Genomic DNA, 20208 nt, shown 5'->3' on the forward strand with positions numbered 1-20208 from the left:
GGAGGTGTCGGAGTCCGGGGTATGGCACGCCTCACGGGTTGGACTCGGGCATAATGCGCGCCCGACGCTGAATACTTGACGGGCAGGTCATCCCCTGGAAACACCCGCAGGCAGCATCGTTGTCGGGCAAACTGGTCGACGGTGCCCCTGAGCGACCCGGAGCAAATGCCATGAGCACACCTGAGAACGGCCTCGTCGCGATCCCACGTACCGTCCTGTCGGTGGCCGTGGGGGTCATCGACACGGTGGAGCGTGTCGTGGTCGGCGACGACCGGGTCCGTACCGCCCGCCGCAACGCGTGGGAGGCCGTCTGCGCCGACCGCGCCCGCGCCGACCGGCAGGACGAGGTGCGCCGGCAGGTCAGTCAGCTCAAGGTGGGGTCGTCGCCCCGGTCCAGGGCGTCCCAGGCCGCCGTCGGCCCGTCGCCCGAGCGCGTGGCGCGCTCGTAGCGCGTACCCAGGCTCGGCCAACGCAGCCCGCGCACGGCGACGAGAGCGCCGCCGGCGGCGATCAACAAACCGCCTGCTATGCAGGCCAACGGCCATCCGGTGGCCCAGGTCAGACCGTGAGCTCCGCCACCCGCCACACCGGCTCCAAGGCACAGCAGGAGTACGCCCAGCACCTGGCGCACCCGGCCGCGGGTGGCCACGATGGCCCCTGCACCGGCGAGTCCCACCACGGCGAGCGGCGGCAGCCACTGGATCAGTTCCCCGCCGGTGTGCTTGTCGGCGCCCGGTCCGAACGGCACCGGCCGGTAGAGCTCGGTCACCGACCAGGTCCGGGTCGCCGCGAAGAGCGCCAGCCCGGCCCCCGCCAGGCACGCGAGCACCGCCAACGCCAGCTCTCTGCCGGTCCTCATCGCGCGGGCCGCAGGGTCTCGGCGGCGGCGATCGCCGCGAGCACGGCGGCGGCCTTGTTCTGGGTCTCCCGCTCCTCGGCGGCCGGATCCGAGTCGGCCACGATCCCGGCGCCGGCCTGCACATACGCCCGCCCGCCGCGGATCAGCGCGGTGCGGATCGCGATGGCCATGTCCATGTCGCCGCCGAAGCCGAAGTAGCCCACCGTGCCGCCGTAGAGCCCCCGGCGGGTCGGCTCCAGCTCCTCGATGATCTCCATGGCGCGCACCTTCGGGGCGCCCGAGAGCGTGCCGGCAGGAAACGTCGCGGCCAGCGCGTCGAACGCCGTCTGGTCGTCGCGCAGCTCACCCACCACGGTCGAGACGATGTGCATCACATGGCTGTACCGCTCGATGGTGGCGAACTCCGGCACCTCGACCGTCCCCGGCCGGCAGACCCGGCCGAGGTCGTTGCGGCCCAGGTCGACCAGCATGACGTGCTCGGCCCGCTCCTTGGGGTCGGTGATCAGCTCGGCGGCCAGCCCGGCGTCCTGCTCCGGCGTGCCGCCGCGCGGCCGGGTGCCGGCAATGGGATGAAGCAGTGCCCGCCGCGCCGTTTCCCGAGGCCCGCCGGTGACCTTGAGGTGCGCCTCCGGCGACGACCCCACGATGTCGAAGTCGTCGAACCGCAGCAGGTACATGTACGGGCTCGGGTTGGTGGTGCGCAGCACCCGGTAGACGTCCAGCGGGTCCGCCGTGGTGGCCCGCTCGAACCGCTGCGCCACCACGATCTGGAAGCACTCCCCGGCCCGGATCGCCTCCTTGGCCGCCTCGACCGCCTTGGGGTACGCCCCGGGCTCGGTCCGGCTGACGATCTCCCCCAGGGGCGCGCGGTCCACTGTGGAAATCATCGGCGGGATCGGCCGGGACAGCGCCGTGGTCATCGCGTCCAGCCGGCCGATCGCGTGGTGGTACGCCGCCGCCACGCTTCCTTGATCATCGATGATGGCGTTGGCCACCAGGATGGCCGCGCCCTCGTAGTGATCCAGCACCACCAGGTCGGTCGCCAGCATCATGCCCAGCTCGGGCAGCCCGATGTCGTCCTCGGCGAGGGTGGGCAGCCGCTCGAACCGGCGTACCAGGTCGTAGCCCAGATAGCCGACCATGCCGCCGGTCAGGGGTGGCATGCCCTCGTCGTCCGGCGCGTCCCCGGTCAGCGCCTCGATGGTTTTTTGGAGCACCGCGATCGGGTCGCCATCGGCCGGCACCCCGGCCGGCGGCGTGCCCAGCCAGGCCGCCCGCCCATCCCGTTCCACCAGCGTGGCCGCGCTGCGCACCCCGATGAAGGAGTACCGCGACCAAGCGGTGCCGGCCGGACCGGCGCCCTGCTCGGCCGACTCCAGCAGGAAGGTGCCGGGCCCGCCGGCCAGCTTCCGGTACACCCCGATCGGCGTCTCGCCGTCCGCCAGCAGCCGCCGGATCACCGGTACGACCCGGCGGGTGGCCGCCCGCGCGCGAAACGTGGCCTCGTCCGGGCTGACCGCACCGGTCGTCATCGCGTCTCTCCCTTGACCGGAAGCTCATCGAAGAAGCACGTGCGGCTGCCGGTGTGGCACGCCGCGCCCACCTGCTCCACGCTCACCAGCACAGTGTCGCCGTCACAGTCCAGCGCCACCGACTTGACGTACTGGTGATGCCCCGACGTGGCCCCCTTCACCCAGTACTCCTGGCGGCTGCGCGACCAGTACGTCGCCCGACCCGTCGTCAGCGTCCGGTGCAGGGCCTCGTCGTCCATCCAGGCCATCATCAACACGTCACCCGACTGGTACTCCCGCACGATCGCGGCCACCAGTCCGGCCGAGTCGCGTTTTAGCCGGGCGGCTATTGCCGGGTCGAGGTCGGAGGGTCGTACGGCTGCTTCCACCTGTCCGATTGTTCCGTACGGGTTGCGACGCCTGCCTGGGGGCTGTGCTCGGGGCGGCTTGACGGTAGGTTGTCGGTGCGCCGCCTGGGGTCTCCGGCGGGTCGCAACGAATCGACGCGACGCCCGACGCTGTTGCGCGGCGACTGGGTGGCGACGCCGAAGATCCACGCACGGGCGCACCGGGCCCACCGGCATCCGCTCGCCGGGGCCCAGCCGAGCGGACGGAGGACACTCAATGCAGCCCACTCCCACACCCAGCCCCGACCCGGCCGACACCGACACGACGGCCGCCATCCCCCTTCCCGGCGGCATCCTGCGCGGACCCCTCAGCGCCGTGCCACCGGCGGCCGGAGCGCTCCTACCCGGCCAGCGCCCGCCGTCGGACCAGCCCGTGCTCAACGAGCCCACCAGCGAGCTGCCGGTGATCGTCCCGCGCACCGACCAAGGCCACAGCCCGCTCCCCCCGTACGCCTCCGAACTGATCGACTCCCCGCCCGCCGACCAGGTCTACGCCGCCACCGAGCCGGACGTCCTCACCGACCCGGTCGCGGACCCGGACCTCGACACAGCACCCTCCGCCGAGTCGGCACCCTCCCTGGACGCTGACGCTCCCGCAGACACCTCTGTGGACACGGACGCCTCCGCGGCCGCTCCCGCGGACGCCTCCGTGGACGCGGACGCCTCCGTAGACGCGGACATTGACGCCGATGCTCTCGCCGTGGCGGACGTCGAGACCGGCGCGGAGCCTTCCGTCGAGTCGGACCTTGAGGCCGACGCGGAGTTGGAGCTTGACGCGGAGGCTTCTCCCGGCGCAGCGGATTCCCCTGACGCGGTCGCTTCCGTTGACACGGAGGATTCCCCTGATGCAGAGGCTTCCGTCGACGTGGCCGAGGCGCTCACCGGTGCCGAAGCGGAGCCGGACGTCGCCCCCGCGGCCGACGCTGACACCGAGGCCGAGACCTTCGCGGAGCCCGACGCCACGCTTGTCACCGACACCGACGACGTAGTCGCGGAGCCGGACACCGACGCGGAAGCCGAGCCCGACGCGCTCGCGGAGACGGACGACACCGAGGCTCAGCTAGACGCGGAAGCGGATGCCGACGACGCCGAGACCGAGACCGACACCCCGCCTGTCGCCGCAGCGGACGAGGCCGATGCCGACGAAGACATCGAGCCCGACGCGGTAGCCGAGGCCGACGCCGACGCCACGCTTGACACCGACGACGCCGCGGTCGTGGACGAGGAGGCCGAGGCCGTCGCGGCGCCCGACCCGACCGACGACCCCGACGCCCTGGTCGCGACCGACGACAGCACCGAGGCCGACGCGGACCTGGCCGAGCCGGACGCCGCACTCGTCAGCGACTCCGAGGAGTCCCTTCTCGACGAAGGGGCGGAGGCCGACGCGGCCAGCGCGGACGCCGAAGCCTTGGTGGAGACCGACGACGCCGAGGTCGAGGACGACGCGGAGCCGGAAGCCGCCACCGAGCCAGCCGCGGCGGACACCGAGCCCGTAACCGATCCCGAGGCCGACCTAACCGGCGAAGACGCCGAGGCCGATCCCGACGCCGCAACCGATGCGGACGCCGACCTCGACGCCGCAGCGTTGACGGGGCCGGACGCCGAGGCGGACACGGCCCTCGACCCCGACGCCGTGGTGGAGGCCGACGACGTCGAGGCTATGGCTGACCCGGACACCGAGTCTGTTACCGACTCAGCAGCCGCCCTGGACGCCGACACCGCCCTGGACGCCGACACCGCGCTGGCCGCCGACACCGCGCTGGACGCTGTAACCGCCCTCGACGCCGACAGCGCACTCGACGCGGAGGCCGACAGCATCGACGCGGCCGAAGCCGACGCCGGCGCGACCGACCCGGATGCCGAGCCCGACGCCGACGACGTGGCGGCCGAGCCCTCCGCCGCCGTCGCCGCGTTCGAGGCCACCGAGGAAGAGGTCGACGCCGAGCCCGAGGCCGCCGCGGAGGTGGACTCCGTGCCCGAGGCGGCAGCGTCCGAAGCCGACTCCGAAGCGGACTCCGACACCGCGGACGAGCCGGACGCGACGATCGAGCCCGAGGCCGCAGTCGTCGAGGAGGCCGAGGACGTCGCCGCGCCCGAAGGCGCCGAGGAGCCCGAGGCGGACGTAGAGCCGGACGCGACTGCGGAGCCGGAAACCGTCGCCGAGGCGGACGAGGAAGACGCTGCCACCGAAGCCGACGCGGTCATCGCGCCTGACGCCGCCGACGAGCCGGCCGACGTCGGCATCAACGGCGCGGCCATCAGTGAAGCCTGGGCGGGCCCCACCGAACAACCGACCCACGAGCCCCTCATCGAGGAGGACATCATCCAACCGATCGACGAAATAGAAGAGCAGGAGGCCGCGCCGGAGAAGTCCGCCGACGCGTTCGACAACGACTGGTCGAGCGACAAACTGGGCACCGCCGAGCCAGCCGCGGACAAGGGACCGGACGGGGGCGACGACCACGACTGGGGCGTCCCGCCGGCCGACGACGAGTCGACCACCGTCGAGGTGGTGCCCGTAGCCGCCGCCGCACCGCTCAAGCCGGGTGACATCGCCGAGGCGCCGATCGCGATCTGGAGCGAGGAAGCCGCGGACCGGTTCCGCGAGGACTGGCACCAGGTGAAGGCGTTGTTCGTCGACGAGCCCGAGGCCGCCGTGGCCCAGGCGCAGGCCCTGGTCGCGAACGCGGTGAACACGCTCGCCGAGCGTCTGCTGGCAGAGCAGGTCGATCTCGACCCGCGCCGGCAGGCCGAGAGCCCCGACACCGAGGCCCTGCGGATGGCGATGCGCCGCTACCGCGACTTCCTCGACCGGGTGCTCGCCCTCTGACCCACCGCGCCGCAGCGATCGTGGTGACTAATTGCCCCTCCAAGGGCAGCTAGTCACCACGATCCTTTTGTGCCGAGATCCTTTTGCGCCAAGGACAGCCTCTGAGCCGCCACGGCCTCGCCGATCAAGGCATTCCACGTCGATCAAGGGCAACCGGCCGTGGAAAAGAGATCAAAGCACGACCCTTCGCCCTTGATCGACGGAAAGAGGCGGTCTGCTCGACGGACGAGGGGCCGGGAAGAGGGCCGGGACGAGGGGCACGGGGGACGGCTAGAAGGCGGGGACGGGGGAGGGGTGGGGGTTAGTTGGGAGAGGTAGCGCGGGAGGCGGCCGTCCAGCAGGGCGCCAGCCAGGTCCTCGCCCGCGGTCGGGGCCAGCTGGTTGGCGTACGGGCGGATCAGGGTGACCGTGCCGGTGACCAGGCGGCGGGCGGCGGCGTACACCTGGAAGGGTGCGGCTGCCGCGAGCCCGAGGCAGGTCAGCATGTCGTCGCGGTAGCCCGCGGGCGCGACCCGGAAGCCCAGCGCGGCGTCGAGCGCCGACCGGCGGCCGGCGACGGTGACCGCGGGGTTGGCGAGCCGGAGTACGGACGGGCAGAGCCGGGCCAGGTCGGTGGCCGCGAAGCGGGCGCCGAGGTCGTCCCCGGCGGCGTACGCGCCGGCGACCTTGCCCAGGCCGGCGACGAGGTCTTCCAGCGCGGGGTCGCCGGCGGGCTGGCGGATCTCGGTGACGTCGAGCCGGTCGCGCCACTCCTCGGCGGCCCACAGCAGGCGGGCCGGCGCGACCACGGGCAGGCCGAACGCCCAGTCGGCGGGCGCGGACACGTGCGCGTACCAGCTGGTGGTGTCGCTGACCGCGACGGACAGGTGCACCAGCCGCCCGCCGGCCTCCACCAGGTACGCCGGGTACGACTGCCGCGGCGGGCCGTCCACCAGCACGTCGAGGTCGACGTCGCTGTAGGTGGTGGCCTCGTCCCGGGCGTAGCTGCCACGCAGGAGGACGCCTACGACGGGTGGACCGGTTGACGTCCGCAACCGGTCCACCCAGTCTCCCAGGAACCCGGTGTCGAGCACGGGCAGTTCGATCACCGCGTCATCGTGCCGCATGCCCGATCCGGTGGCAATGCATCCTCAGTGTCCGATGAATCGCATTGCTGCCTCAGCGTACCGTTCTCCGGCAACCGCGCCAGTGGGCACCGCGGCCGACAACCGCGCGAGCTGCGACGGCGTCAGCGAAACAGCGGCGGCCGCGGCGTTCTCCTCCAGGTAGCGCACGCGCTTGGTACCGGGAATCGCCACCACGTCCGCACCCTGCGCCAGCACCCAGGCGAGCGCGGCCTGCGCGGGCGTGCAGCCGATCTCCGCGGCCGCCGCGCGGACCTCTTCGACGAGGGCGAGGTTCGCGGGCAGGTTCTCCGCCGAGAAGCGCGGCGCGCCGGTGGCGCGATAATCCCCCGCGCCCAGCTGCGCGGTACCGGAGATCGTGCCGGTGAGCAGGCCGCGACCGACCGGGGAGTACGCGACGAGCGCGACCCCCAGTTCCCGGCAGGTGGCCAGCATCTCGCCCTCGACGTCGCGGCTGAACAGCGAGTACTCCATCTGCACCGCCGCGATCGGGTGTACGGCGTGGGCCGCCCGCAGCGTCGCCGGGCTCACCTCGGACAGGCCCAGGTGGCGCACCTTGCCGGCCGCGACGAGCGCCGCCATCGCGCCGACGGTGTCCTCGATCGGGGTCTCGGGGTCGCGCCGGTGCAGGTAGTACAGGTCGATGGTGTCGATGCCGAGCCGGCCGAGGGAGGCGTCGCAGGCTTGCGCGGCCCATCCGGGGCTGCTGTCGACCCGTACGCCGGGCACCGCCGAGTGGGTCGCGCCGGGTGGCATCCGGATGCCGAACTTGGTGGCCAGGTACACCTCGCCGCGCCGGGCCCGCACGACCGGGGCGAGCAGCCGCTCGTTGGCGCCCGCGCCGTACGCGTCGGAGGTGTCCAGGTGGTTGACGCCCAGGTCGAGCGCCCGGTGCAGGGTGCGGGTCGACTCGGCGTCGTCGGCCGGGCCGTACGCGATGCTCATGCCCATGCACCCGAGGCCGACCGCGGCGACCTGGGCGTCGGCGATCCGGCGGGTCAGCACAGCTCCTGCTCCATCTTCCCGTACACGTCGATCTTGTAGTTGAGGACCTTGAGGTCCTCCTCCAGCTCGGCGATCCGGGTAAGTACCCGGTCCCGGTGCTGCTCGAAGAGCCTGCGGCGGGCACCGAGCGTGCCGTCGCCCTCCCGGGCCAGCTCGGCATAGCGACGCATGTCACGCACCGGCATCCCGGTACGGCGCAGCCGGGTGAGCAGGAGCAGCCAGTCCACGTCCTGCTGGGTGTAGCGGCGGCGCCCGGCCGAGTCCCGCCCGACCGGCTCGACCAGCCCTTCCTGCTCGTACCAGCGCAGCGTGTAGGTGGTGAGTCCGACCTGCCCCGCCGCTTCGCTCACGGTCATCGTCATGCCTCCAGAGTTCCAGTTCGAGCGCACTCGAAGTCAAGCCTGACGTTGCCCACGGACAAGATTTCATCTAGCGTTGAGTTCAACGGGTGATGAGTTTCTTCGGAGGCCCAGAGGAGGGCACCATGACCAGTGCGATCGAGGTACGGGACCTCGTCGTCGAGCGCGGAAAAAGAACCGTCCTGCACGGGCTCTCCTGCACGATCCCGCGCGGCAGCGTGACCGGGCTGCTCGGTCCGAGCGGCAGCGGCAAGACCACCCTCATGCGCGCCATCGTGGGCGTGCAGATCGTCAAGTCCGGGTCGATCACCGTGCTCGGCCTGCCGGCCGGGGCGCCGCCGCTGCGCCGCACGGTGGGCTACCTGACCCAGGCGCCGAGCGTGTACGCGGACCTGACCGTCCGGGAGAACGCGCGCTACTTCGCCGCGCTGTACGGCTACGGCGCCGACGTCGCCGACCGCGCGATCGCCGACGTCGGGCTGGCCAAGGCGGCCGGCCAGCTGGTCGGCACCCTCTCCGGCGGCCAGCGCAGCCGGGCGTCGCTGGCCTGCGCGATCCTCGGCAAGCCGGAGGTGCTGGTCCTGGACGAGCCGACCGTCGGACAGGACCCGGTGCTGCGCGACGAGTTGTGGCGGCAGTTCCACGAGCTGGCGGCGGCCGGCACCACGATCCTGGTCTCCAGCCACGTGATGGACGAGGCCGGCCGGTGCGAGCGGCTGCTGCTGATCCGGGAGGGCCGGCTCATCGCCGACGACACCCCCGCGGAGGTACGGGCGTCCGCCGGCACCGACGACCTCGACGAGGCGTTCCTGCGCCTGATCCGGGCCCAGGAGGTGCCGGCGTGAACGCGCGCATCCTCGCCGTCACCACCACCCGCATCCTGCGGCAGCTCTCGCACGACCGGCGCACGATCGGCCTGCTGATCGGCGTACCGCTGCTGCTGCTGACGCTGCTCTACTTCATGTTCGACGACCAGCCGCCCGTCTTCGACCGGATCGCGCTGATCATGCTCGGGGTCTTCCCGTTCATCGTGATGTTCCTGGTGACCAGCATCGCGATGCTGCGCGAGCGCACCACGGGCACGCTGGAGCGGCTGCTGACCACTCCGCTGGGCAAGGTGGACCTGCTCTTCGGGTACGGGATCGCGTTCGGCCTCGCGGCCGCCCTCCAAGCGGCGGTGGCGGCGGGCGTCTCGTACTGGCTGTTCGGGTTGGACACCCGGGGCAGCGCCGGGCTCGTCATCCTGATCGCGGTGATCAACGCCGTGCTCGGCGTGGCGCTCGGCCTGCTCTGCAGCGCTTTCGCGCAGACTGAGTTCCAGGCCGTACAGTTCTTGCCGGTCGTGGCGTTCCCGCAGATCATGCTCTGCGGTCTGTTCGTGGCTCGGGATCAGATGGTGGGCTGGCTGGAGGCGATCAGTAACGTGCTGCCGCTGTCGTACGCGGTGGAGGCGCTCCAAGAGGTCGGCGTGCACTCCGATCCCACCGGCACCATGTGGCGGGACGTGGCGGTCGTCGGGGGCTGCGTGCTGGTGGCGCTCGTCCTGGCCGCCGCCACGCTCCGGCGGCGCACGGCCTGACGTACTCGGGTAGGGGCGCACATGGCACGACGGACCGGGCGGCGGCCCGGCAACCCGGACACCCGCGAAGCGATCCTTGGCGCGGCCCGCGAGGCGTTCGCGGAGCGCGGGTTCGACGCGGCCTCGATCCGCGCCATCGCGACCAGCGCCGGGGTCGACCCGGCGCTGGTCCACCACTACTTCGGTACGAAGGAACAGCTCTTCAAGGCGTGCATGAACTTCCCGATCGACCCGGCCGAGGTCTTTCCCAAGCTGCTCGCCGACGGCCCGGACGGGCTCGGCGAGCGGCTGGTGCGGACGTTCCTGGCCATATGGGACTCGCCGGCCGGCGTCCCCGCGGTGGCGCTGATGCGCTCCGCGCTGACCAACGAGTGGACCGCGCGGCTGATGCGGGAGTTCGTCGCCACCCAGCTGATCCGGTACGTGCTGCCCCGGCTCGACATGGACCCCGCCGAGGCACCGCTGCGGGCCAGCCTGGTCGCGACGCAGATGGCCGGGCTGGCCATGATCCGGTACGTCCTGAAGCTCCAGCCGCTCGCCTCCGCGCCGCCCGAGGTGGTCGTCGCGGCGATCGGCCCGACCGTGCAGCGCTACGTGACCGGTGACATCGGTCAGCGCGAGTAGAACTCCACGACCAGCTGCTCGTCGCAGATGATCGGGATCTCCTTGCGCTCCGGTTCGCGGATCAGCGTGGTGGTGAGCTCCGACAGCGCCGTGGACAGGTACGGCGCGGTCGGCCCGTCACCGGCGTGCGCACCGGCGGCGGCGAGCAGGAACGGCGGCTTCTGCCGGCTGGCCGGCTTGACCTGGACGACCTGTCCGGGCTTGAGCCGGTACGACGGCCGATCCACCTTCAGACCGTCCACTGTGAAGTGTCCATGCGCGACGAGCTGCCGCGCCTGGTAGATGGTGCGGGCGAGGCCGGCGCGTGCCACCACCGCGTCGAGCCGGCGCTCCAGCAGCGTGACGAGCCGCTCGCCGGTCTTGCCGGTGCTGCGGTGCGCCTCGTCGAAGACCCGCCGGAGCTGACCCTCACGGATGTTGTACTGGAACCGCAGGCGCTGCTTCTCCAGCAGCCGCACCTGGTAGTCGGACGTCTTGCGGCGGGACCGCCCATGCATGCCCGGCGGGTACGGCCGGCGCTCGAAGTACTTGGTGTCCTTGCGGGTCAGCGGGATGCCGAGCGCGCGGGAGATTCGAGCCTTGGGTCTGGCCTGGTTCACGTAGACGCCTCCAGTTGAGTAGGTTAGCCTGCCCTTAGTTAGCTTAACCTAACCCGCCGGAGGTCCGCGTCATGCATCCCAGTCCCGCCGAGGTCGCCCGCACGCTGGCCGCCGGCCGCCTCCGCGGCAGCGCGCACATCGCCTGCCGACCTGGCCCCCACCAGGTGCGTCACGCCACCGACGCGGGGGGACGGGTGCTGCTGCTCGTACCGGTGGACAGCGACATCGCCCGCGCGCTGCGCCCCGCGGACGACGCCGAGGACGTGGCCCTGGTGCTCGACGTCCTGGACGTGCCCCCGGTCGCCGGCGCGCCCTCGCTCGGCCGGGTCTGGGTGTCGGGGTGGGCGGCCCCGCTGGCCGGCACCGAGGCGCGCCAGGCCGCGCTGGACTTCGTCGACATCGACCCCACCGGCGACCTGCTCGACGTCGGGCGCGGCCAGGTCATCTTCCGCATGGCCGCCGAGGAGGTCCGGCTGGAGCGCGGCGGCGCGCTCATCGACATCGACCCCGACGAGTACGCTGCGGCGGAGCCCGATCCGCTGCACGCCATCGAGTGGGACCTGCTGACGGATCTCGCCGACCACCACGTGCCGGAGATGGCCGACTACATCCACCGCCAACTCACCGAGGCCGGCCACACCCAGCCGCCCGGCGCCCAGCCGCGGGTCGTCCGCCTGGACCGCTACGGCTTCGTCGTCGCCCTGGGCACGCCGGGCCGGGAGTACCGCGCCCGTCTGGCGTTCCCCCGCCCGGTCGCCGACCGCGCGGACCTGGCCCGCCTCCTGCACCCGGTGCTGTGCCGCCACTGCGGTGTGGCCGCCGCCTGAGTGCATGGAAGGGCACCTTGTTATGCAAAAAGCGATAACAAGGTGCCCTTCCATGCACTAGCGGGTTTGCTCTAGCCAGGAGGCGTACAGCTTCGCGTACACAGACCCACGCTCCGCGACCAACGTGGCATGTGCCCCGCGCTGCACGATGCGACCCTTGTCGACCACGATCACCTCGTCGGCCGCCTGCGCCGTGGAGAGGCGGTGGGCGATCGCCACCGTCGTACGCCCACGGGTCACGGCGTCGAGGGTGCGCTGCAGGCGTACCTCGGTCGCCGGGTCGACGGCGCTCGTCGCCTCGTCCAGCACGAGCAGGTCGGGGTCCGCCACGTACGCCCGGGCCAGCGCGACCAGCTGCCGCTCGCCCACGCTCAGCGCCTCGCCGCGCTCCCCCACCGGCGTCGCCAGCCCCATCGGCAGGCCCTCGACCCAGTCGGCCAGGCCCAGTTCGGCGAACGCCAGCGCGAGCCCGTCCGCGCCCAGTCCCGGCCGCCCGAAGCGCACGTTGTCGGCCACCGTCGCGTCGAAGAGGAAGCCGTCCTGCGGGACCATCACCACCCGGCTGCGCAGCGAACCGAACCGCACCTGGGGAAGCGGTACGCCGGACAGCAGCACCTCCCCGGTCGACGGGTCCATCAGGCGGGTCAGCAGCTTGGCGAACGTCGTCTTGCCGCTCCCCGTCTCGCCCACCACCGCGACCCGGGTCTTGGCCGGAATCTCCAGGTCCACATCGGACAGCACGGTGGGCCCGTCGGGATAGGCGTACGAGACACCGGCGAAGCGGATCTCCAACGGCCCGCGCGGCAGGTCGACGCCGTCGGTGGCCGGGTCGGCGACGTCCGGCTCCAGGTCGAGCACGTCCAGCACACGCCGCCAGCCGGCGACCGCGTTCTGCGCCTCGTTGAGCACCTCGGTGGCGATCTGCACCGGCTGTACGAAGAGCGTCACCAGGAACAGGAACGCGGTGAGCTGCCCGATCGTCAGCGCGCCGTCGGCACCGAGCCGCACGCCGATCACCACGACCGAGGCCAGCGCCAGCCCGGACGCGAGCTCACCGGTGGAGAAGCTGGTCACGGCGAGCCGCAGCCCGCGGCTCTGGGCCCGCCGCTGGGCCTCGATCGTCCGGTCCAGCTTGATCGCGGTACGTCCGGACACGCCGTACGCCCGGATGACCGTGGCGCCGACCACGCTCTCGGAGATGGCGGCGAGCATGGCGGCCATCCGCTCACGCACCACCGCGTACGCCTGGGCGAGCCGCTTCTGGAACGCCCGGATCACCACGACGGCGGGCAGGAACGCGCCGAACACCACCAGCGTCAGCTGCCACGAGTAGACCGTCATCACGATCGCGGTCACCGCCACCTGGCCGAAGCTGACCAGCAGGATCACGCCGCCCCACTGCAGGAACTGGGTGATCTGGTCCACGTCGCTGGTCACCCGGGACACCAGCGACCCGCGCCGCTCGGCCTGCTGGTGCAGCATCGACAGGTCGTGCACGTGGCGGAACGTCCGCACGCGTACCCCGGCCAGCGCGGTCTCGCTGACCGTGAAGAGCCGGCGCATCATCAGGTACCCGCACAGCGTGGTCACCGCGAGCACCGCCACGGTCAGCGCGACGATGCCGGCGACCAGCCCCAGGTCGGGCCCGCCCGGGGCGCGCAGCCCGCGGTCGATGCCCTGCTGGATGGCGACCGGTACGGCGGCCCGCCCGATCATCGACACGATGGCGAGCCCGAGCGTGCCGGCGAGGCCGGTGCGCAGCTCGGGAGACAGCGCGAGCCCGCGTCTGAGGGTGGCGAGGGCGCTCACACGCTTTCCCGTTCGAGTTCCCGCTCGGCTTCGGCCTTCTCGTACGCGGTGACCAGGTCGGCGTACCCGGAGACGGTGGCCAGCAGCTCGGTGTGGGTGCCGTGCGCGACCACCCGGCCCTGCTCGATGTAGACCACCTCGTCGGCGAGTGCGATCGTCGCCCGGCGGTACGCGACGATGAGGATCGACGCGGGCGGCTCGGCGGACCGCAGCGAGCCGAGGATGGCCGCCTCCACCCGCGGGTCGACGGCGCTGGTGGCGTCGTCGAGTACGAGCAGGTCGGGCCGGCCGGCGAGCGCCCGCGCGAGGGTCAGCCGCTGCCGCTGCCCGCCGGACAGCGTGGCGCCGCGCTCGCCCACGTGCGTGTCCAGCCCGTCGGGCAGCCGCGCCACGAACCCTTCGGCCTGGGCCAGCCGCAGCGCCGCCCAGACGTCCTCATCGGACACTCCGGGCCGGTCGAGGGTCACGTTGGCGCGTACGGAGTCGTCGAAGACGAACGGCAACTGCGCCACCAGCGCGGCCGTGCCGGCGAGGGACTCGGCGGTCAGCGAGGGCAGGTCGTCTTCGTCGAAGAAGACCGTGCCGGACCCCGGGTCCACCAGCCGTACCGACAAGGAGGCGATCGTGGACTTGCCGGAGCCGGTCGGTCCGACCAGCGCCACGATACGGCCGGCGGGCACGGTGAAGGAGACGTCGTGGAGGACGTCCGATGAGTCGTACCCGAAACTGACGCCCTCGAAGCGCAAGCTCGCTGGCGTGCCCTGACCCGCGCGCGACCTCGCGCCGTAGGGCATCTCGCCGGTGGCGGTCAGGACGCGCTGCACCCGGTCCCAGCCGGCGACGCTGCGCGGCAGCTCGGCGAGCACCCAGCCGATCGCCCGCACCGGGAACGCCAGCACGGTGAACAGGAACGCGACGCTCACCAGCTCGGTGACGGTGACCGCGCCCTGCCGCAGCCGCCAGGCGCCGACCAGCAGCACCGCGAGCGTGCCGAGGCTGGGCAGCGTGTCGAGCATCGGGTCGAAGATCCCGCGGAGGCGGCCGACCGAGATGAGCGCGTCGCGCAGTTCGGCGGCGCGGGTGGCGAAGCGGGCGGTCTCCTCGGCCTCGCGGCCCATCGTCTTGACCACCAGCGCGCCGTCGAAGCTCTCGTGCGCGATCGCGCTGACCTCGCCGCGCAGGGCCTGGGCGCGGGCCTGGCGGGGCGCCATCCGGCGCGAGTAAATCACGTTGAGCGCGAAGAGCGCCGGGAAGATGGCGGCGCCGACCAGGGCCAACACCCAGTCGGTGGCGAACAGCGACACGAACGCGCCGACCAGCATCACCACCGTCCCGACCGCGAACGGCAACGGCGCGATCGGGAACCAGGCGGCCTCCACATCGGAGTTCGCGTTGGACAGCAGCGTGCCGGTGGCGTTGCGCTGATGCCATGCGACCGGCAGCTCCAGGTAGCGGCGGGTCACCCGGCGCCGGAACGTGGCCTGCAGCCGGAACTGCATCCACCCGGCCCCCAGCCGCCGGGCGAAGATGCCGCCCACCTTCAGGACGCTGAGCCCGATCAGCGCGGCGGCGGCGAGGGCGAGCAGGCCGGCGTCGACGCGCCCGTCCTCCAGCGACGGCACCACGATGTGGCCCACGATCGCGCCCACGAGGTAGGCGCCGCCGATCGTCAGCAGGCCGAACAGCGAACTGCCGACGACGCCGACGGTGAATATGCGGGGTTCCTCCCGGATCGCGTGACCGAGGACGCGCAGGCCCCTGCCCAGCACGTCCCGGCTGGTACTGTCCGCCACCGCACTCCCGCCGTAAGCCCTTGTTGGCCATCCTTATCCTTACCGAAGGAAAGCGCCGCTGACGACCGGTTAACCGCTGTGTCTGCGATCACACGAGTTACTGTTGGGCGCATGCCCGGGTACGCCCAGCGCGAACGGCAAGCCATCGCCGACCTCTTCCTCACGGTCGGCCCCGACGCGCCCACACTGTGCGAGGGCTGGACCGCCCGCGACCTCGCCGCCCACCTCGTCATGCGGGAACGCCGCCCGGACGCCGCCGCCGGCATCATGCTCGGGGCGCTACGCGGCCACTCCGAGCGGGTCCGCCGGGCGCTGGCCGCCACGTCGTACCCGAAGCTGGTCGCCATGGTCCGCGCGGCGCCGTGGTGGAGCCCGGTCAGCAACCCGGTCACCGACGGCGCGGTCAACACCCTGGAGTTCTTCATCCACCACGAGGACGTCCGCCGGGCCCAGCCCGAGTGGGTCCCGCGCGAACTGCCGCACGACCACCAGGAAGCCCTGTGGCGGCGGGCGCAGGGGACGGCCAAGCTCGCGCTGCGCCGCGTGCGCGCCGCCGTGCAGGTGCAGGCTCCCGGGTACGGCGAGCTGACAGCCGGCGCCGGCGGCGATCCGGTACGACTGGTCGGCGCGCCCGGGGAGCTCGCGCTCTTCCTGAGCGGGCGCCAGCGCGCGGCCCGCGTCCAGGTAGACGGCCCACCCGCCGTGGCCGGCTTTCTGCGCACCGCCAAACTGGGCCTGTGAGTCGCTCCATTTCCCGCAGCGCCACGTACCCGCTTGGACACGCAGGGCTTGGCGCAGCGGCACCTCTTCAATACTCTTCGGTAACACCACTTTAACGTGACCGCGGTCACGTTGGCATACCGTAAGGCGGCCCTCGCATGGCTCTTGACGTTCCCTACCGGTCCATACCTGACATGTTCCTCAAACGCATCGCGTCCACCCCCGATCGGGACGCGTTCGCCAGGCCCGCGCCCGGTGACGCCGGACCGCCGGAGTGGCTCACCTGGGGAAAGATCGGCGAGCAGGCGAAGGCGCTCGCCGCCGGCCTGCGAGGTCTCGGCGTCGAAACCGAGGACCGGGTCGCGATCATCTCCAACACGCGGCTGGAATGGGTCATCGCCGACCTCGGCATCATGTGCGCGGGCGCCGCGACCACGACGGTCTACCCCACGACCGAGCCGGAGGACGTGGCGTTCATCGTGGGCGACTCGGGCTCGAAGGTCCTCATCGCCGAAAACGCGGCCCAGGCAGCCAAGCTGGCCGGGGCGACCGTGCCGGCGCTGACCCACGTCGTACTCATCGATGGTCCGGCCGACCCGGCCGCCAGCCCGCCGCAGGTCACGCTGGACGACCTGGAGGTCGCCGGCGCGGAGCGGCTCGCGGCCGAGCCGGACCTGATCGAGAAGATCTCCGAGGGCATCGGCCCGGACAACCTGGCCACGCTGATCTACACCTCGGGTACGACCGGCCGGCCCAAGGGCGTCGAGCTGCTGCACGGCGGCTGGTGCTGGGAGGCCGTCGCCCAGTCCGGGCCGGGTCTGATGGAGGCGGAGGACCTGCAGTATCTGTGGCTGCCGCTGTCGCACTCGTTCGGCAAGACGCTGCTCTCCGGCGTGATCCACATCGGCATGCCGACGTACGTCGACGGCCGGATCGACAAGCTCGTCGACAACCTGTCGGTCGTGCGCCCGACCCTGATGTGCGGCGCACCGCGCATCTACGAGAAGGTCTACAACCGCGCGGTGTCGTCGGCGATGGACGCGGGCGGCGCCAAGGCCAAGATCTTCGCCTGGGCGGTGCGCACCGGCAAGGAGAAGGTGGCCCTGGAGCAGGCCGGCAAGCCGGTGCCGGGGACCCTCGCGCTGCGCTACTCGGTGGCCAACAAGCTGGTCTTCAGCAAGCTGCAGGCCCGGCTCGGCGGCCGGATCCGCAAGCTGGTCTCCGGCTCGGCGAAGCTGTCGGTGCCGATCGCGGAGTTCTTCGCGGCGGCGGGCATCCCGGTCGGTGAGGGGTACGGCCTGACCGAGACCAGCGCGGGCAACTTCGTCAACCGCTTCGACCGCCTCAAGATCGGCACGTGTGGGCCGCCGCTCGGCGACCTGGAAGTCAAGATCGCGGAGGACGGCGAGGTGCTGCTGCGCGGCGCCCCGGTCATGCGCGGCTACCACAACCTGCCCGAGGAGACAGCCGCCGCGTTCACCGAGGACGGCTTCTTCCGCACCGGTGACATCGGCGAACTGGACGACGAAGGCTTCCTGACCATCACCGACCGCAAGAAGGACCTGGTCAAGACGTCCGGCGGCAAGTACATCGCGCCGTCGTACATCGAGGGCCAGTTCAAGGCGCTGTGCCCGTACTCGTCGCAGGCGGTCATCGTCGCGCAGGGGCGCAACTACAGCACGATGCTGGTCACGCTCGACCCGGACGCGGTCGTCGGGTGGGCCGCCGGCGGGCCACTCGAGGGCAAGTCGTACGCGGAGATCGTCTCGTCGCCGGAGGCGGAGGCGATGGTCGCCGGGTACGTCAAGGAGCTGAACGCCAAGCTCAACCGCTGGGAGACGGTCAAGAAGTTCACCATCCTGCACCGCGACCTGACCATCGAGGACGGCGAGATGACGCCGTCCATGAAGATCAAGCGGCGCTCGGTCGAGGCCAACTTCGCCGGTGAGATCGACAAGATGTACGAGGGCACCCTCGCGGAGATCTGACCAGGCATTTTTCCTGTCGATCAAGGGCGAACGGCCGTGGTTCGATCTCCGATCCACGACCGTTTGCCCTTGATCGACGGAATGGTCCTTGATCGGCGGCGTCCGGGTGTCAGGCGCCGCTGCGCATGTCGGCCAGGCGTTCGGGGACGAAGGCGATCTGGTCGAAGGAGACCGCGCAGCCCTCGCCCACCGGCGACTGGGCGACGAAGCCGACCTGCACCGGTGCCGCGCCCTCGCCCAGCGCGAAGTGCCGGACGAAGTGCCAGTGCGCGCCGTCGGTGCTGGCGTGGAAGGCCCAGTTGGGGCCGAGCCGGGACACTCGCAGCCACAGCGGGTCGCCGGTCGGCACGGTAAAGCTGTTCGCGTCGTCGGACAGGCCGCGGGTCACCACGGACACCGCCATCGTCTCGCCCTGCGGGGAGCGCTCGAAGCAGAGCTTGCCCCAGGTGCGCTCGTCGACCCACACCAGCAGCGCCCCGGCGTCGTACGTCCCGGCGAACTCGACCCGCACCCGCGCGGAGAGCTGGAAGGGCCCGTCCGGCGGGGTGCCCAGCAGCCGGGTGGCGTTGAGCGTCGGCTCAGCCCCGCCCGGGTCGACGAAGATGTCGGTGCGCGGCGGCGCGGTCAGCAGGATCTCGGCGGGCAGGTCCGAGATGGACAACGTCATGCGATCACCGCAGGCTCTCTCCACTGTGGACGACGGGTGCGATCAAGATCGTAGCGGACCGCGGCGAGCCGCTTCACCGCGTCTTCGAGGTCGGCCGCCGGCAGCGTGAACGGCAGCCGCAGGAACCGCTCCAGCGTCCCGTCCACCCCGAAGCGCGGGCCGGGCGCGAGCCGTACCCCGACCTCCTCGGCGGCACGCGAGAGCGCGCTCGAGATCGGCCCGTCCAGCTCGACCCACAGCGTCACGCCGCCGCGCGGCACCGTCACCCGCCACTCGGGCAGCTCCCGCTCCATGGCCACGACCAGCGCGTCGCGCTGCTCGGCCAGCTGCGCCCGCCGCGCCGGCACGATGACGTCCGCCCGCTCCAGCAGGTGTACGGCGACCAACTGGTCGAGCACGGGGCTGGCCATGTCGACCCCGACCCGCAGGGCGGCCAGCCGCTGCACGAGCGGCGCCGACGCGCGTACCCACCCGATCCGCAGCCCGCCCCAGTACGGCTTGCTCATCCCGCCGATCGACACCACCCGGGAGTGCCGGTCGTGCACGGCCACCGGCGCCGGCACCTCCGTCCCGTCCAGCGGGAGGTCCACAAAGGACTCGTCGATGACCAGGTCGGTGCCGCTCGCGTGCGCCGCCGCCACGACCCGCTCGCGCAGCGCGGCCGGCATCAGGTGGCCGGTCGGGTTCTGGAACTCGGGGATCAGGTACGCCAGCCGCGGCCGCGTCTGCCGCAGGCCGTCCAGGAGCAGGTCCGCGTCCCAACCGTCGCCGCCGCCCGTGTCGATGCCGTGCGTGGCGATGCGTGCCCGCCGCGCGGACAGCGCGGCCAGCGCGTTCGGATAGGTGGGCGACTCCACGAGTACGGGGGCACCGGCCGGCACGCTCAACCGGAGGACCAGATCGAGGGCGTGCTGCGTGCCGCTGGTCACCATGATCTGATCGGGGCTCGTGGTGAGCCCGCGCTCGGTGTACCCCTGCGCCACCGCCTCGCGCAGCTCGATGATGCCGGTCGGGTGGTAGCCGGCCCCCTGCAGGTAGCGGGGCAGGTCCTCGGCGGCGGCGCGGGCGGCCGTCACGAGCTCGGCCGGCGCGGCGAGCGCGGCGCAGCCAAGATCGATCATGTCCAGGTCGTCCTGCGGGGTCCACAGGCCGGAGCTGGCGACCCGGTGACCGTTGGGCAGGGTGGTCCAGCTCCCCGCGCCCCGCCGGCTGGTGAGGTGGCCGGTCTCGCGCAGCTCCCGGTAGGCCGCGGTCACCGTGGTGCGGCTCACCTTGAGCGCCTCGGCCAGCTCCCGCTCGGCCGCGAGGCGTACCCCCAAGGGCAGGCGCCCGTCGGAGAGCAGGCCCCGGATGGCGCCCGCGAGCGCGGCGTAGTCCGGGCTCCGCCGGCGGCCCGGCAGCGAATGCCAATGGCCGAGCAGACGGGCAAGCTGGCTACCTCGCACGGTGCTGGTCATGCCACCCTCCCAAGATTGGCTCTTTGTACCTTACCAATTGGCCTGCAAAG

At 72.1% G+C, this 20208-nt stretch carries 19 protein-coding genes; 8 read left to right on the plus strand and 11 right to left on the minus strand.

The window, feature by feature from the left end:
• Positions 1-170 precede the first annotated feature (170 nt).
• Positions 171-449, plus strand: a complete 279-nt coding sequence (locus Prum_RS09075; protein ID WP_173075586.1) for a hypothetical protein — start codon at positions 171-173, stop codon at positions 447-449.
• Here Prum_RS09075 and Prum_RS09080 read toward each other — a convergent pair.
• The 3 genes from Prum_RS09080 to hisI are packed head-to-tail and all read right to left on the minus strand — an operon-like array spanning position 365 to position 2759.
• Complete coding sequence (locus tag Prum_RS09080; protein WP_173075588.1) at positions 365-859, minus strand: Trp biosynthesis-associated membrane protein; 495 nt, start codon at positions 857-859, stop codon at positions 365-367. The genes Prum_RS09075 and Prum_RS09080 overlap by 85 nt on opposite strands.
• Entirely contained in the window at positions 856-2391 is a 1536-nt protein-coding gene (locus Prum_RS09085) for an anthranilate synthase component I (RefSeq protein WP_173075590.1), read from the minus strand. The genes Prum_RS09080 and Prum_RS09085 overlap by 4 nt, the downstream gene beginning before the upstream one ends.
• Positions 2388-2759, minus strand: coding sequence for a phosphoribosyl-AMP cyclohydrolase (gene hisI, locus Prum_RS09090; protein WP_246277763.1), 372 nt, complete (start codon positions 2757-2759; stop codon positions 2388-2390). The genes Prum_RS09085 and hisI overlap by 4 nt, the downstream gene beginning before the upstream one ends.
• A 667-nt stretch (positions 2760-3426) precedes the next feature.
• Between hisI and Prum_RS09095 the strand changes: the two genes are divergently transcribed.
• Positions 3427-5607 (plus strand): midas domain-containing protein, encoded by a 2181-nt coding sequence (locus Prum_RS09095; RefSeq protein ID WP_173075592.1) that lies wholly within the window; start codon positions 3427-3429, stop codon positions 5605-5607.
• Between the two features lie 143 nt (positions 5608-5750).
• Here Prum_RS09095 and Prum_RS09100 read toward each other — a convergent pair whose 3' ends face one another.
• Genes Prum_RS09100 through Prum_RS09110 form a run of 3 tightly spaced genes read right to left on the minus strand, consistent with a single transcriptional unit; the run spans position 5751 to position 8098 of the window.
• Positions 5751-6713 (minus strand): nucleotidyltransferase domain-containing protein, encoded by a 963-nt coding sequence (locus tag Prum_RS09100; protein WP_173075594.1) that lies wholly within the window; start codon positions 6711-6713, stop codon positions 5751-5753.
• A 24-nt stretch (positions 6714-6737) separates the two neighbouring features.
• Positions 6738-7736, minus strand: coding sequence for an aldo/keto reductase (locus tag Prum_RS09105; RefSeq protein ID WP_281368872.1), 999 nt, complete (start codon positions 7734-7736; stop codon positions 6738-6740).
• A complete protein-coding gene (locus tag Prum_RS09110; protein ID WP_173075595.1) occupies positions 7730-8098 on the minus strand; it encodes a MerR family transcriptional regulator in 369 nt (122 codons plus the stop codon). The genes Prum_RS09105 and Prum_RS09110 overlap by 7 nt, the downstream gene beginning before the upstream one ends.
• 122 nt (positions 8099-8220) lie before the next feature.
• On the opposite strand from Prum_RS09110, the gene Prum_RS09115 reads away from it, so the two are divergent.
• From Prum_RS09115 to Prum_RS09125, 3 genes are read left to right on the plus strand one after another with little or no spacing between them, the layout of a single operon-like run.
• A complete protein-coding gene (locus Prum_RS09115; protein ID WP_173075597.1) occupies positions 8221-8940 on the plus strand; it encodes an ABC transporter ATP-binding protein in 720 nt (239 codons plus the stop codon).
• A complete protein-coding gene (locus Prum_RS09120) occupies positions 8937-9674 on the plus strand; it encodes an ABC transporter permease (RefSeq protein WP_173075599.1) in 738 nt (245 codons plus the stop codon). The genes Prum_RS09115 and Prum_RS09120 overlap by 4 nt, the downstream gene beginning before the upstream one ends.
• A 21-nt stretch (positions 9675-9695) precedes the next feature.
• On the plus strand, positions 9696-10298 hold the full coding sequence (locus tag Prum_RS09125) for a TetR/AcrR family transcriptional regulator (protein WP_173075601.1): 603 nt from the start codon (positions 9696-9698) through the stop codon (positions 10296-10298).
• Here the strand turns inward: Prum_RS09125 and rpsD are convergent.
• The gene (gene rpsD, locus Prum_RS09130) at positions 10286-10897 is read right to left on the minus strand and encodes a 30S ribosomal protein S4 (RefSeq protein WP_173075610.1); all 612 of its coding nucleotides are present in this window, start codon (positions 10895-10897) and stop codon (positions 10286-10288) included. The two genes, Prum_RS09125 and rpsD, sit on opposite strands and share 13 nt — an antisense overlap.
• Positions 10898-10968: 71 nt before the next feature.
• Here rpsD and Prum_RS09135 point away from each other — a divergent pair, with 71 nt between their 5' ends.
• A complete protein-coding gene (locus Prum_RS09135) occupies positions 10969-11724 on the plus strand; it encodes a DUF2470 domain-containing protein (protein WP_173075612.1) in 756 nt (251 codons plus the stop codon).
• A gap of 57 nt (positions 11725-11781) precedes the next feature.
• Here Prum_RS09135 and Prum_RS09140 read toward each other — a convergent pair whose 3' ends face one another.
• Both Prum_RS09140 and Prum_RS09145 read right to left on the minus strand, forming a co-directional pair.
• Positions 11782-13533 (minus strand): ABC transporter ATP-binding protein, encoded by a 1752-nt coding sequence (locus Prum_RS09140; RefSeq protein ID WP_246277764.1) that lies wholly within the window; start codon positions 13531-13533, stop codon positions 11782-11784.
• Positions 13530-15326, minus strand: coding sequence for an ABC transporter ATP-binding protein (locus Prum_RS09145; RefSeq protein ID WP_246277765.1), 1797 nt, complete (start codon positions 15324-15326; stop codon positions 13530-13532). The genes Prum_RS09140 and Prum_RS09145 overlap by 4 nt, the downstream gene beginning before the upstream one ends.
• A 111-nt stretch (positions 15327-15437) precedes the next feature.
• On the opposite strand from Prum_RS09145, the gene Prum_RS09150 reads away from it, so the two are divergent.
• Both Prum_RS09150 and Prum_RS09155 read left to right on the plus strand, forming a co-directional pair.
• A complete protein-coding gene (locus tag Prum_RS09150) occupies positions 15438-16067 on the plus strand; it encodes a TIGR03085 family metal-binding protein (protein WP_173075614.1) in 630 nt (209 codons plus the stop codon).
• Between the two features lie 137 nt (positions 16068-16204).
• Positions 16205-18034 (plus strand): AMP-dependent synthetase/ligase, encoded by a 1830-nt coding sequence (locus Prum_RS09155; protein ID WP_173075616.1) that lies wholly within the window; start codon positions 16205-16207, stop codon positions 18032-18034.
• Positions 18035-18143: 109 nt separating this feature from the next.
• On the opposite strand, the gene Prum_RS09160 is transcribed toward Prum_RS09155, so the two are convergent.
• Both Prum_RS09160 and yczR read right to left on the minus strand, forming a co-directional pair.
• A complete protein-coding gene (locus tag Prum_RS09160; protein ID WP_173075618.1) occupies positions 18144-18701 on the minus strand; it encodes a DUF1349 domain-containing protein in 558 nt (185 codons plus the stop codon).
• Positions 18698-20158, minus strand: coding sequence for a MocR-like transcription factor YczR (gene yczR, locus Prum_RS09165; protein WP_173075619.1), 1461 nt, complete (start codon positions 20156-20158; stop codon positions 18698-18700). Before yczR ends, Prum_RS09160 begins: the two co-directional genes overlap by 4 nt.
• Between the last annotated feature and the right edge of the window lie 50 nt (positions 20159-20208).

The organism is Phytohabitans rumicis, assembly GCF_011764445.1.
GTDB lineage: Bacteria > Actinomycetota > Actinomycetes > Mycobacteriales > Micromonosporaceae > Phytohabitans > Phytohabitans rumicis.

Excerpts from the sequence above, each read along its gene's own strand:
- Prum_RS09125 (WP_173075601.1), top strand. The coding sequence starts at position 9,696 with ATGGCACGACGGACCGGGCGGCGGCCCGGCAACCCGGACACCCGCGAA.
- Prum_RS09150 (WP_173075614.1), top strand. The coding sequence starts at position 15,438 with ATGCCCGGGTACGCCCAGCGCGAACGGCAAGCCATCGCCGACCTCTTC.
- Prum_RS09135 (WP_173075612.1), top strand. The coding sequence starts at position 10,969 with ATGCATCCCAGTCCCGCCGAGGTCGCCCGCACGCTGGCCGCCGGCCGC.
- Prum_RS09100 (WP_173075594.1), bottom strand. The coding sequence starts at position 6,713 with ATGCGGCACGATGACGCGGTGATCGAACTGCCCGTGCTCGACACCGGG.
- Prum_RS09160 (WP_173075618.1), bottom strand. The coding sequence starts at position 18,701 with ATGACGTTGTCCATCTCGGACCTGCCCGCCGAGATCCTGCTGACCGCG.
- Prum_RS09080 (WP_173075588.1), bottom strand. The coding sequence starts at position 859 with ATGAGGACCGGCAGAGAGCTGGCGTTGGCGGTGCTCGCGTGCCTGGCG.
- Prum_RS09075 (WP_173075586.1), top strand. The coding sequence starts at position 171 with ATGAGCACACCTGAGAACGGCCTCGTCGCGATCCCACGTACCGTCCTG.
- Prum_RS09155 (WP_173075616.1), top strand. The coding sequence starts at position 16,205 with ATGGCTCTTGACGTTCCCTACCGGTCCATACCTGACATGTTCCTCAAA.
- yczR (WP_173075619.1), bottom strand. The coding sequence starts at position 20,158 with ATGACCAGCACCGTGCGAGGTAGCCAGCTTGCCCGTCTGCTCGGCCAT.
- Prum_RS09115 (WP_173075597.1), top strand. The coding sequence starts at position 8,221 with ATGACCAGTGCGATCGAGGTACGGGACCTCGTCGTCGAGCGCGGAAAA.
- Prum_RS09085 (WP_173075590.1), bottom strand. The coding sequence starts at position 2,391 with ATGACGACCGGTGCGGTCAGCCCGGACGAGGCCACGTTTCGCGCGCGG.
- Prum_RS09110 (WP_173075595.1), bottom strand. The coding sequence starts at position 8,098 with ATGACGATGACCGTGAGCGAAGCGGCGGGGCAGGTCGGACTCACCACC.